We start from the raw sequence: 10791 nt of genomic DNA, 5'->3' as shown, positions 1-10791 counted from the left end.
GCAGGCGCATGACGCCCGCCACGCCCAACCCGGCCCTCGCCGCCGCCTTCACGCTGATCGCCTCGGCCTTCGTCGCGGCGACGACGCTCTGCGCCAAGATGCTGGGCACCGACACGCTCGGCCCGCCGCTGCACCCGCTGCAGGTCAGCCAGGGCCGATTCGTGTTCGCCTTCCTCTTCCTTGCCAGCGCCGCCGCCGTGATGCGCCCGCGCCTCACGCGGCCGGCCTGGGGCACCCATGCGCTACGGGTCTTCTTCGGCTGGGGCGGGGTAAGCTTCATGTTCGCCGCCGCGGCCTTCATCCCGCTCTCGGACGCCACCGCGATCAGCTTTCTCAACCCCGTGGTCGCCATGCTGCTGGCGATCCCGGTGCTGGGCGAGAAGGTCGGCCCGGTGCGTTTTTCCGCCGCCGGCATCGCGCTGGTGGGCGCGATGATCCTGCTGCGCCCCACGCCCGAGGCCTTCGACCCGGCGGCGCTGCTGGCGCTCGGGGCGGCGGTGGCGCTCGGCTGCGAGATGATCGTCATCAAGCGTCTTTCGGGGCGCGAGGGGCCGTTCCAGATCCTGCTGGTCAACAACCTGATCGGCGTCGGCATCGCCACGCTCGCAGCCGCCTGGGTCTGGCGCATGCCGACGCCCGGGCAGTGGGCGGCACTGGCGGCCCTCGGCGGGCTCATGGCGCTGGCGCAGGTCTGCTTCCTGCAGGCGATCCGGCGGGCGGACGCGAGCTTCGTCTCGCCCTTCTGGTACGGCACGCTGGTCTTTGCCGCGCTCTACGACTTCGCCATCTTCGGCGAGGCGCCCGGCGTGGTCTCGATCCTCGGCGCGGCGGTGATCGTCGCGGGCGCGGGGCTGCTGGCCTGGCGCGAGGCGCGGCTCAGGCCTTCAGGCGCCAGCCCGTCCGGAACAGCGCCCACGCCCCCAGCAGGACCGCCGCTGTCGCACCCACCGCGACCACGAAGCCGAACAGGGGATGGGAATCGCTGACCCCCAGCATGCCGTAGCGGGCGCCGTCGATGAGGTAGAAGACCGGGTTGAAATGCGTCACCTGGTAGAGTCCCGGCGGCAGCGCCTCGACCGAGTAGAAGGTGCCCGAGAGGAAGGCCAGCGGGGTCACGATGAAGTTCGTGATCGCCGCCATCTGGTCGAACTTGTTGGCCCATAGCCCGGCAAGCATGCCCAGCGCGGACAGGAAGGCCCCGGCCAGCAGCACGAAGACCAGCAGGATCAGCGGATGCTCGGGCACGAGGCCCGTGGTCACCATCAGCCCGACCATGATCGCCACGGCCACCAGCAGCCCGCGCGCCACGCCGCCTGCGAGGTAACCGGTGATGAGCTCGCCCGGCGAGAGCGGCGGCATCAGCGTGTCGACGATGTTGCCCTGCACCTTCGAGATCACGATCGAGGACGAGGTGTTGGCGAAGGCGTTCTGGATCACTGTCATCATCAGGATGCCGGGCGAGATGAAGGTGGTGAAGGGCACCCCCATGACGTCGCCCCGGCGCGGACCGATGGCGATGGTGAAGATCACCATGAAGAGCCCCGCCGTCACCAGCGGCGCCATGAGCGTCTGCGTCCAGACCGAGGCGAAGCGCAGGATCTCGCGCCGGCACAGCGTGTAGAGGCCCAGCCAGTTGATGCGGCCGAAGCGGCGTTCGCCGGGGTCGGTCATGGGAATGTCGGTCATGGGTCGTCCTTTCGCCTGCGCGCTGCTTGTAACTCGGCAGTCGATGACTACAATAGAGGTTCGAGCGGAATTTCCAGGCGGCCCCGCGCTCCGGTGGCCGCTTTTTTCAATGAGGATACACGATGTCCTGGACCGATGAGCGCGTCGAGCTTCTGAAGAAGATGTGGAACGAGGGCCAGTCGGCGAGCCAGATCGCCAAGGAACTCGGCGGCGTGACGCGCAACGCCGTGATCGGCAAGGTGCATCGGCTCGGCCTGTCGAACCGCAACGGCGGCACGCCCGCGCCCGCGGCGGCTCCCGCCAAGGAGGAGAAGCCCGCCAAGGAAGCGCGCCCCAGGCCCGCGCCGAAGGCGGAGCCTGCGCCGGAACCTTCTCCGGAGCCTGCCGCGGCGGTCGAGCCCGAGCCGGAGACAGAGGCGGAGGCCGCACCGGCGGCGCCGCCCTCGCGCAAGCAGATCATCCCGGCGGGGCAGCCGCTGCCGCCGCAGCCCTCGGCCAACGAGATCAGCCCCGAAGCCCTGGCGAAAGTGAGCGAAGTGGAAAAGAAAGCGCGAAAACTGGGTCTTATGGACCTGACCGAGCGCACCTGCAAATGGCCCGTGGGCGATCCGGCGACCGAGGACTTCTGGTTCTGCGGCCTGCCCGTGCAGCAGGGCAAGCCCTACTGCGAGGCGCACGTGGGCGTCGCCTTCCAGCCGATGTCCTCGCGCCGCGACCGCCGGCGCTGAGGCTTCTCACGTACCGGACGTACGGGCTTTCCGTACGGGTCGCGGTGCGAAAGATCCCGCGAAAGATTTCCAGCCACATCGTGCCGCCCGACCGCTCCGGTCCGGGCGGCGCGTGACGTTCGGAGACGGCGGCGGATCGTGATACCATCCCGCCCGAAACGGGGTCGCGGGAGGGCGCGGGGGATGTTCGAGCCGGTCGAGGAAATCGCCGTCACCTGCGACGGGGGTCACGCGGCGGATCGTGCTGGCGCAGGGCGACCTCGCTCGGATCGATCCGGCGGACGGGGTCGACCTGCTGGTGATCTCGGCGCTGCCCGACGACTACACCCCGACGCCGACCTCGCTGGTGGGCCAGCTGGCGGCGCGGGGCATCTCGGTGGCGCGGCTGGGGGCGCTCAAGGCGCGCGACCTGCGCGAGACCACTGGGGCGTGGCTGTCGCACCCGGTGGAGGAGGCGGGCTTCGGGCGGCTGGTCTGCTTCGAGCCGGGATGGATCGGCGATCCGCCGCAGGTGGTGGGGCAGCTGTTCCGCGCGCTCTTTCCCTTTCTCGACGAGGCGGAGGACCAGGTCATCGCGATGCCGCTGATCTCGTCCGGGGACGCGGGCTGGCCCGCCGAGGCGATGATGCCGCCGCTGCTGGACGCGGCGGTCGAGTGGCTGCGGCTGGGGCTGCCGGTGCGCACGCTCTACATCGTGGCGCGCAACGCGCCGCAGATCGAGCGGATGCGCGAAGCCTTCGAGACGAAACGGCGCGAGGAGGCGCCGGAGGTATTCGAGCGACGTTCCGCCGCCTCTTCGGCCGAAGCCATGCCGAGCCCGATGTCCGCCCCCCTGCCGAAGGCCAGCAGGACGCCGTTTTCGATTGCTGCATTGATCGGGCTCGCCGCGACCGTCATGGGCGCCAGCCTGGCGGTGGTGTTTTTGTCCGGCGGGTCCGTGATCTGGGCGCTGGTGCCGCTGCTGCTGGCGACGATCTTCCTAGCCGCATGGCTGCTGTCTTCTTCCGGCGGCGGCGCCCCTGCCCCTGCCCCGGCCGAGGCACCGCGTGTCCCCGAGGATTGGGATGCCCCGCTGGACGGCCCCCCGGCGAAACAGGTCTTCCTGAGCTTTTCCTCTCGCGACGCCGAGGCCGCCGACCGGATCGCGCAGGCCTTCCGCGAGGTGGCGCCTGAGGTCGAGGTCTTCGACTTCCGCCGCGACATCGAGATCGGCGTGTCCTATCAGCGCAGGATCGACGCGGCGCTGAAGGAGTGCGAACACGCGCTCTGCCTGCTGAGCCCCGACTACATGAGCTCGGGCGAATGCGAGGAGGAGCTTATGGTCGCGCGGCTGCGCAACAAGCGCATGGGCTTCGAGTTCCTCTGGCCGGTCTACTGGCGCGGGCTGCCCGGCGATCTCGAGGACTGGATCATGATCCTGAACCTCGCCGATTGCCGGGAAGAGGACGCGGGCGAGCTGGACGCGACGGCGCGGCGGCTGGCCGCCCGGCTTGTCCCGGCGCAGCCGGGTCCGGTGGCCGGTCCGCCTCCGCGCGGATAGGGCGCGCCGGCACGAGCCGACCGGGGTCTTCGGAACGAAAGCGGGATGTTCCGCGTTCTCACTCGGAGCGCCGCAGGGACAGCGGCACAAACGATTGCTTGAGAAAGAAGAGCCAGGCCTCCGAGGGACGGGACACAGGACCACCACCGCACAGGCACGCCGCCAGCCATCCGCCGCGCGGTCAGATGCTTTGCGTCGAGGTGTCCTTTTTCACGACAAGACACGGCATCACGATGCCCGACCTCGACAGGCCGGCGGGAAGGACGCATGGGCAAACGGAACTCACCACCGATGGGAGAGGTCGAGATCTGCTCGGCCGCCACCCTGATGGGCATGGAACTGGTCATGACGCAGGTCATCGCGGAAATGGCCCGCCGCGACGAGAACCCCGAGGGCGTGCTGAACCGCTGCCTTGCGCCGCTGGACCAGGCGCCGGCCTGTTTCGCCGATGACGCCGGCCCGTCCACCGTGGCGCGCGATGCGCTGACGCAGCTGGCGGCCTCGCTGCGCAAGGGTGTCGCGGCGACGCTGGGCGCGCCCGACGATCCGACGCAGCTTCCTCCGCAGGTGCGCTGACACCGGAAGCCCCTTCCCCGGCGCCCTGCGCTGCCCTATATGGCGCCCATGCAGAATCCCCCCGATCTCCGCCCCGACCTGGCGCGTGCCCGCGTTTCCGAGACCGCCCGCGAGGGTCAGCCGACCATCGGCATGGTCAGCCTCGGCTGCCCCAAGGCGCTGGTCGACAGCGAACGCATCCTGACGCGGCTGCGGGCCGAGGGCTATGGCATCTCGCCCGACTACTCGGGCGCGGACGCGGTGATCGTGAACACCTGCGGCTTTCTCGACAGCGCCAAGGCGGAAAGCCTCGAGGCCATCGGCGAGGCGCTGAACGAGAACGGGCGGGTGATCGTGACCGGGTGCCTCGGGGCGGAGCCCGAGTACATCACCGGCACGCATCCCAAGGTGCTGGCGGTGACCGGGCCGCACCAGTACGAGCAGGTTCTGGACGCGGTGCACGGCGCGGTGCCGCCGGCGCCCGATCCCTTTGTCGATCTGCTGCCGGCGAGCGGGGTGAAGCTGACGCCCCGGCATTACAGCTACCTGAAGATCGCCGAGGGCTGCAATCACGCCTGCAAGTTCTGCGTGATCCCCGACATGCGCGGCAAGCTGGTCTCGCGCCCGCAGCGCGCGGTGCTGCGCGAGGCCGAGAAGCTGGTCGAGAGCGGGGTGCAGGAGCTTCTGGTCATCAGCCAGGACACCAGCGCCTATGGCACCGACTGGAAGGACCGCGAGGACAAGTTCCCGATCCTGCCGCTGGCGCGCGAGCTGGGGCAGCTGGGGGCCTGGGTGCGGATGCACTACGTCTACCCCTACCCGCACGTGCGCGACCTTGTCCCGCTGATGGAGGGCGCGGCGGAGGCGGGCAGCAACCTGTTGCCCTACCTCGACATTCCCTTCCAGCATGCGCATCCCGACACGCTGCGGCGCATGGCCCGGCCGGCGGCGGCCTCGCGCACGCTGGACGAGATCGCGGCCTGGCGCGCGGCCTGCCCGGAGATCGTGCTGCGCTCGACCTTCATCGTGGGCTATCCCGGCGAGACCGAGGACGAGTTCCAGACCCTGCTGGACTGGCTGGACGAGGCGCAGCTCGACCGCGTGGGCTGCTTCCAGTACGAGAACGTGTCGGGCGCCCGGTCGAACGCGCTGCCCGATCACGTGCCCGAGGAGGTCAAGCAGGACCGCCTGGGAGCGCTTCATGCAGAAGTCGCAGGAGATCTCGGAGGCCAAGCTTGCCGCCAAGGTGGGGCGCCGGATGGAGGTGCTGGTGGATCTGGTCGAGGAGGATGCCGCGACCTGCCGCACCAAGGCCGACGCGCCCGAGATCGACGGCAACCTCTTCATCGACGAGGGCCACGAGCGGCTGAGCCCCGGCGACCGGGTCATGGTCGAGGTGGACGAGGCCGGAGAATACGACCTCTGGGGCCGGCTGCTGGACTGAGCGCGCGGCGCGGTCACGGCGACTCAACACTGCACGATTCCTGACCGGCTGATCAAATTCCTGCCCATACGCGCGGAAGTCCGCCGAGACCGCCTGTCTTTTCTGATAGGTCCCGCGCGAAAATTGTGGCGGATTCCGGAGCGGCGCGGGGCTGCGGCCCCGGAATTGCCGCACAGGAAATTAACGATGTGGTAATATTGGTTTATTCAGTCGGATGTGCCGGGACAGGTCAGAACAGACTCTACACGACAAGGCGCCGACTACGCAGGGGAAAGAGCTTTTTGGCATGGGCGGAGACGCCCGCTATCCCTTCGCGTGAGAGACCTAAGCCCCTTCGGGGAGAGCTTATTTTCCATCTTGATTTGAGCACGTAAGGGATGCCTCCGCGTTGCGGGGGCATCCTTTTCGTGTCGGGTGTTTCGCCTGCGGCCGGGTGTCAGCGGCGGAGCACGGGGCCGACGGGGTCCATCTCGATCATGGTCTGCACGGCGTCGTCGCTGCGGTTGAGCGGGTCCGGCAGGACGCCCAGCGACATGGCGAGCGCCGCGAGCTCGGCCCGGCTGCCGACGCCGGTGTTCTGCATGAGCGAGTTCAGGCGCTGGCGGATGGCCGAGATCGAGACGCCGAGGCGGTCGGCGATCTGCTTGTCCTGCAGCCCGCTGCCGATCAGCTCGAGCAGTTCGAGCTGCTTGCGGGTGATGCGGTTCCGCTCGGGGAACTCGCGGGCGAAGTGGTGGAGGTAGCGCTGGTGCCCCATGAGCGCGGCGGTGGTCAGGGTCCAGCCGTGGGCGCGGATGATGGCCAGCATCTCGCGCCGGGAGTGATCGCCGGCGAAGGTCATCAGCGCGGCCTGCGGCGGGGCGTTCTGGCGCAGCGGCACCGAGTAGCCGGCGCGCATGCCGCGGCGGGCGGCCTCCTCGAGGACGCGGACGCGGCCCTCGGGGAGCGGGTAGTAGTCTTCGAGGAACTCGAGCCCCACGGCGATGGGCGTCAGCCGGTCGAGCGCGTGGCTGCGGAAGTAGGACCAGCGGCCGACCTCGGGGTCGTCGTTGTGCGGCGCGAGCCAGGTCGCATCATACGAGGTGCGGATGAAGAGGGTCTTCTTCCAGTTGCGGTAGGAGCTGGAGGAGATGAAGTCGATGAAGGGCAGGTTCAGCTCGCGCCCCAGCTCCACGATCAGGCGCCAGACCTCGCGCGAGCTTTCGGTGACCTCGAGCCTCACGAGGAACCGCTGGAGCAGTTCCGGGGTGTGGCGCTCGGCCTCGACGAGGTTGCGCAGAGGGGGGCGTGTGTCGGTCAGAAGCGGATGCCTCCGGCGTCTTCGGCGCCCGGGCTGCCGCGCGGAGGGGCGGCACATGTCCTGCTGTCGCTGGCGGCTCCGAGGGAGCCCGGATCTGGCTTGTGCATTGCCTATCATAGGTCCGTCACGGGCAATCTGTCATGATAAATCTTGCCCTTACGGGGTGTCTTGCGCCGGGACGGCCGCTGCGGCATTGGAACGCGCATGGCAAAGCTGCACTTTCACTACTCCACGATGAACGCGGGCAAATCGACTCTGCTCTTGCAGGCTGCGCACAACTACCGTGAGCGGGGAATGCAGGTCTGCCTGCTGACCGCGGCGCTGGACACGCGGGCGGGCGAGGGGCGGATCGGCTCGCGCATCGGGCTGGGCCAGCCGGCCGAGGTTTTTGCCCCCGGCGACGACCTGCTGGCGCGGCTGAGCGCGCGGCTGGACGAGGGGCCTCTGGCCTGCATCTTCGTGGACGAGGCGCAGTTCCTGACCAAGGCGCAGGTCTGGCAGCTGGCGCGGGTGGTGGACGACCTTGGCGTGCCGGTCATGGCCTACGGGCTGCGGGTGGATTTCCGGGGGCAGCTGTTCCCGGGCTCGGCCGAACTGCTGGCGCTGGCCGACGAGATGCGCGAGGTGCGCACGATCTGCCACTGCGGGCGCAAGGCGACCATGGTGATCCGGCAGGATGCCGAGGGCCGGCCTGTGATCGACGGCGAACAGGTGCAGATCGGCGGGAACGAGACCTACGTCTCGCTGTGCCGCCGGCACTGGCGCGAGGCGGTGGGCGACGGCCCCGGCGCCTGAGCGCGAAACCGCGCGCCCCGGGGGAACCAAGGGGGTGCAGGGGCGTTGACAAGGGCTTTCGCGACGGAGGGGACCCATGCTGTCACAGATCCTGGCCGGAATTGCTGCCCTCGTCGTCTGCGTCGTGGGCATCGGAGCGGCACTGCGAGCGCGGCGTGTGGCCCCGCTCGACGATATGACCCAAGGCTACAACGCCTCGGACATCGCGCACATCAAGGCACGACTGGAAAAGCGCGGCCCGCTCTGACGGCGGAACCGGGCCCTTTCGCCGCGCGTTTTGCCGGTGAAAGGAGGACCGTCATGGACCGTTTCGCCCTTTTCCTCATGCTGCTCAGCGCGACCGGCATCGCCGGAACGCTGATCATCGTCTTCATGAGCCTTGGCATCTACAACGCCTGGTGGTTCGTCGGCGCGGGCGTCGTCGGGCTGGTCATGGCCTGGCCCTCGGCCTGGGTGGTCTCACGCTACGTGAAGAATCAGGACCCGAGCTGGGAGCCCCGCCACAAGCCCGGCGACTACGGGTTGATCCCGCCGCGCGACGCCCCCGAGGTGTGAGCGCCCCGGCATGAGCGCCACCGTCAGCCGGTGACCGGGTTCGGAACCTCCTCGCCGGCGAAGAAGGCGCGCAGGTTCTCGACCGCCATGCGGCCCATGTCCTCGCGCACCTCCAGCGTGGCGGTGCCGAGGTGGGGCAGCAGCGTGACGTTGTCGAGCGCGCGCAGCGCCTCGGGCACCTGCGGCTCGTTCTCGTAGACGTCGAGGCCCGCGCCCGCGATCTTCCCCGATTGCAGCGCCGAGATCAGCGCCGCCTCGTCGATGACGTCGCCGCGCGAGATGTTCACGATATGCGCCGTGGGCTTCATCGCCGCGAGGACCTCGGCGTTCACCATGTGCCTGGTCTGCGGGCTGCCCGGCACGGCCACGGCGAGGACGTCGACTTCGGCCGCCAGCGCCTCGGGCGAGGCATGGCGGGTGGCCGGGAAGTCGAGGTCTTTTTCCGAGCGGCTGGAATAGGCCACGGACATGCCGAAGCCGTAGTGACAGCGCCGCGCGATGGCCTGCCCGATGCGGCCCATCCCGAGGATGCCGACGGTCTTGCCGGTCATGTGCAGGCCCAGCATCTCGACCGGGTGCCAGCCCTGCCAGTCGCCTGCGCGGACGAGACGCTCGCCCTCGGCGGCGCGGCGGCAGGTCATGAGCATGAGCGTCATGCCGATGTCGGCGGTGGCGTCGGTGACGGCGCCGGGCGTGTTGGTGACCACCAGCCCGGCCGCCTGCGCGGCGGCGACGTCGATGTGATTGTAGCCCACCCCGAAGTTCGCGAGAATCCGGGCGCGGGGCGTGCCCGCCGCCTCGAAGACCTCGGCCGGGAAGCTGTCGCCGAGCGACATCAGCACGCCGTCGTGGTCGCGCAGGGCAGCCACCTTTTCGTCATGGCTAAGCGGCTCGGGGCGGTCGCGGTAGGTGACGTCGAAAAGCGCGCGCGCCTCGTCGACGACGGCGGGCGGCAGGTTGCGGGCGATGAGGACGCGGCTCAATGCAGCCTCGCGCCGAGCGGCACGTCCCCGTCAGGCGTGGCAAGGACGATGGCGCCGTCCGCGTCGGAGAAGCCCAGCGTGAGGCATTCCGACATGAAGGGGCCGATCTGGCGCGGCGGGAAGTTCACCACCGCCATGACGCGGCGGCCGACCAGCGCCTCGGGCGTGTAGTGCACCGTGATCTGGGCCGAGCACTTGCGCTCGCCGATCTCGGGGCCGAAGTCGATCCAGAGCTTGAAGGCGGGCTTGCGCGCCTCGGGGAAGGGCTCGGCGCGGAGCACCTGCCCGACGCGGATGTCGACCGCGAGGAAGTCGTCGATGCCGATCTCAGCCATTGGCCAGTTCCCGCGAGCGGTGGGCGGCGGCGGCGACGGTGGCTTTCATCAGCGGCGGAAGGCCCTTGTCCTCGTCCATCAGGACCTCGAGCCCGGCCTGTGTCGTGCCGTTGGGCGAGGTCACGTTGCGGCGCAGCTGGGCCGGGTCCTCGCCCGACTGCATGGCGAGCGCGCCGGCGCCCGCGACGGTGGCCTTGGCGAGCTGCATGGCGAGCTCGGGGGCTAGGCCCTGCGCCTCGCCGGCCTTGGCGAGGCTCTCGATCATGTGGAAGACGTAGGCGGGGCCGGAGCCGGAGACGCCGGTGACGGCATCCATCTGCTCTTCGCCCTCGAGGCGGACGACCTCGCCCACGGCCGAAAGCAGGTCCTCGGCCATCTGCATCTGCGTCTCGGTGGACTGCGGGTTGCCCGCGATGGCGGTGATGCCCTGCCCCACGGCGGCGGGGGTGTTGGGCATGGCGCGGATCACGGGGGTCTGCGCGCCGAGCATGGATTCGTAGGTGGCGATCTGCACGCCCGCCGCGACCGAGAGGAACAGCGTGGTGCCGTCGCCCAGCGCCTTGAGCGTGGGCAGCGCGTCGGCCATCATCTGCGGCTTCACGGCGACGAGGACGATGGCGGGATCGCCGGGCAGCGCCTCGTTCAGGTGGACGCCCTGCGCCTGCAGCCAGTCCGAGGGGTTGGGGTCGTTGACCCAGACCGATGCGGGGGGAAGCCCGCGTTTCAGCCAGCCCTCGAGCATGGCCGATCCCATCTTTCCGCACCCCAGCAGCACCAGCCCCCGGCGCGCGATTTCTCCGTCCTGCATGTCGCGTCTCCCTGCGTTGGGCGGCAGAATGACGCGGCGGCGGGGGCGTTGCAAGCCGTCCG

Annotated in this window: 12 protein-coding genes and 1 pseudogene; 8 read left to right on the top strand and 5 right to left on the bottom strand. The window is 69.6% G+C overall.

Annotated features, from left to right (window positions below):
- Window positions 1–8 precede the first annotated feature (8 nt).
- Entirely contained in the window at window positions 9–986 is a 978-nt protein-coding gene (locus SALMUC_RS11795) for a DMT family transporter (RefSeq protein ID WP_037371746.1), read from the top strand.
- On the opposite strand, the gene SALMUC_RS11790 is transcribed toward SALMUC_RS11795, so the two are convergent.
- Window positions 877–1686, bottom strand: coding sequence for an ABC transporter permease (locus SALMUC_RS11790; protein WP_020042677.1), 810 nt, complete (start codon window positions 1684–1686; stop codon window positions 877–879). The genes SALMUC_RS11795 and SALMUC_RS11790 overlap by 110 nt on opposite strands.
- A gap of 122 nt (window positions 1687–1808) precedes the next feature.
- Here SALMUC_RS11790 and SALMUC_RS11785 point away from each other — a divergent pair, with 122 nt between their 5' ends.
- The 4 genes and pseudogenes from SALMUC_RS11785 (at window position 1809) to rimO (ending at window position 5953) form a co-directional block, all read left to right on the top strand.
- Window positions 1809–2414, top strand: a complete 606-nt coding sequence (locus SALMUC_RS11785) for a GcrA family cell cycle regulator (RefSeq protein WP_020042678.1) — start codon at window positions 1809–1811, stop codon at window positions 2412–2414.
- Window positions 2415–2655: 241 nt separating this feature from the next.
- Window positions 2656–3954, top strand: a complete 1299-nt coding sequence (locus SALMUC_RS11780) for a toll/interleukin-1 receptor domain-containing protein (protein ID WP_020042679.1) — start codon at window positions 2656–2658, stop codon at window positions 3952–3954.
- Between the two features lie 267 nt (window positions 3955–4221).
- Window positions 4222–4530, top strand: coding sequence for a hypothetical protein (locus tag SALMUC_RS11775; protein WP_156883478.1), 309 nt, complete (start codon window positions 4222–4224; stop codon window positions 4528–4530).
- A gap of 39 nt (window positions 4531–4569) precedes the next feature.
- Window positions 4570–5953, top strand: a pseudogene (rimO, locus tag SALMUC_RS11770) (30S ribosomal protein S12 methylthiotransferase RimO).
- 436 nt (window positions 5954–6389) lie between these two features.
- Here rimO and SALMUC_RS11765 read toward each other — a convergent pair.
- Window positions 6390–7310, bottom strand: coding sequence for a helix-turn-helix transcriptional regulator (locus SALMUC_RS11765; protein WP_020042682.1), 921 nt, complete (start codon window positions 7308–7310; stop codon window positions 6390–6392).
- A 147-nt stretch (window positions 7311–7457) separates the two neighbouring features.
- On the opposite strand from SALMUC_RS11765, the gene SALMUC_RS11760 reads away from it, so the two are divergent.
- The 3 genes from SALMUC_RS11760 to SALMUC_RS11755 all read left to right on the top strand — a co-directional run bounded on the left by SALMUC_RS11760 (window position 7458) and on the right by SALMUC_RS11755 (window position 8603).
- Window positions 7458–8048 (top strand): thymidine kinase, encoded by a 591-nt coding sequence (locus tag SALMUC_RS11760; protein ID WP_020042683.1) that lies wholly within the window; start codon window positions 7458–7460, stop codon window positions 8046–8048.
- A gap of 76 nt (window positions 8049–8124) precedes the next feature.
- Window positions 8125–8295, top strand: coding sequence for a hypothetical protein (locus SALMUC_RS29755; RefSeq protein WP_020042684.1), 171 nt, complete (start codon window positions 8125–8127; stop codon window positions 8293–8295).
- Window positions 8296–8348: 53 nt separating this feature from the next.
- On the top strand, window positions 8349–8603 hold the full coding sequence (locus SALMUC_RS11755) for a hypothetical protein (RefSeq protein WP_020042685.1): 255 nt from the start codon (window positions 8349–8351) through the stop codon (window positions 8601–8603).
- Between the two features lie 23 nt (window positions 8604–8626).
- Here SALMUC_RS11755 and SALMUC_RS11750 read toward each other — a convergent pair whose 3' ends face one another.
- The 3 genes from SALMUC_RS11750 to proC are packed head-to-tail and all read right to left on the bottom strand — an operon-like array spanning window position 8627 to window position 10729.
- The gene (locus SALMUC_RS11750) at window positions 8627–9586 is read right to left on the bottom strand and encodes a 2-hydroxyacid dehydrogenase (RefSeq protein WP_020042686.1); all 960 of its coding nucleotides are present in this window, start codon (window positions 9584–9586) and stop codon (window positions 8627–8629) included.
- Window positions 9583–9921 (bottom strand): tRNA-binding protein, encoded by a 339-nt coding sequence (locus SALMUC_RS11745; protein WP_020042687.1) that lies wholly within the window; start codon window positions 9919–9921, stop codon window positions 9583–9585. The genes SALMUC_RS11750 and SALMUC_RS11745 overlap by 4 nt, the downstream gene beginning before the upstream one ends.
- The gene (proC, locus tag SALMUC_RS11740) at window positions 9914–10729 is read right to left on the bottom strand and encodes a pyrroline-5-carboxylate reductase (protein WP_020042688.1); all 816 of its coding nucleotides are present in this window, start codon (window positions 10727–10729) and stop codon (window positions 9914–9916) included. Before proC ends, SALMUC_RS11745 begins: the two co-directional genes overlap by 8 nt.
- Window positions 10730–10791: the final 62 nt, after the last annotated feature.

It is taken from the genome of Salipiger mucosus DSM 16094 (assembly GCF_000442255.1).
In the GTDB taxonomy this organism is placed as follows: domain Bacteria; phylum Pseudomonadota; class Alphaproteobacteria; order Rhodobacterales; family Rhodobacteraceae; genus Salipiger; species Salipiger mucosus.
This window is presented reverse-complemented; position numbering and strand designations above follow the sequence as displayed.

Bases quoted from the DNA above. Each gene is read 5' to 3' on its own strand.
- SALMUC_RS11795 (WP_037371746.1), top strand. From the start codon at position 9: ATGACGCCCGCCACGCCCAACCCGGCCCTCGCCGCCGCCTTCACGCTG.
- SALMUC_RS11775 (WP_156883478.1), top strand. From the start codon at position 4,222: ATGGGCAAACGGAACTCACCACCGATGGGAGAGGTCGAGATCTGCTCG.
- SALMUC_RS11745 (WP_020042687.1), bottom strand. From the start codon at position 9,921: ATGGCTGAGATCGGCATCGACGACTTCCTCGCGGTCGACATCCGCGTC.
- SALMUC_RS11765 (WP_020042682.1), bottom strand. From the start codon at position 7,310: ATGTGCCGCCCCTCCGCGCGGCAGCCCGGGCGCCGAAGACGCCGGAGG.
- SALMUC_RS29755 (WP_020042684.1), top strand. From the start codon at position 8,125: ATGCTGTCACAGATCCTGGCCGGAATTGCTGCCCTCGTCGTCTGCGTC.
- SALMUC_RS11785 (WP_020042678.1), top strand. From the start codon at position 1,809: ATGTCCTGGACCGATGAGCGCGTCGAGCTTCTGAAGAAGATGTGGAAC.
- SALMUC_RS11755 (WP_020042685.1), top strand. From the start codon at position 8,349: ATGGACCGTTTCGCCCTTTTCCTCATGCTGCTCAGCGCGACCGGCATC.
- proC (WP_020042688.1), bottom strand. From the start codon at position 10,729: ATGCAGGACGGAGAAATCGCGCGCCGGGGGCTGGTGCTGCTGGGGTGC.
- SALMUC_RS11790 (WP_020042677.1), bottom strand. From the start codon at position 1,686: ATGACCGACATTCCCATGACCGACCCCGGCGAACGCCGCTTCGGCCGC.
- SALMUC_RS11760 (WP_020042683.1), top strand. From the start codon at position 7,458: ATGGCAAAGCTGCACTTTCACTACTCCACGATGAACGCGGGCAAATCG.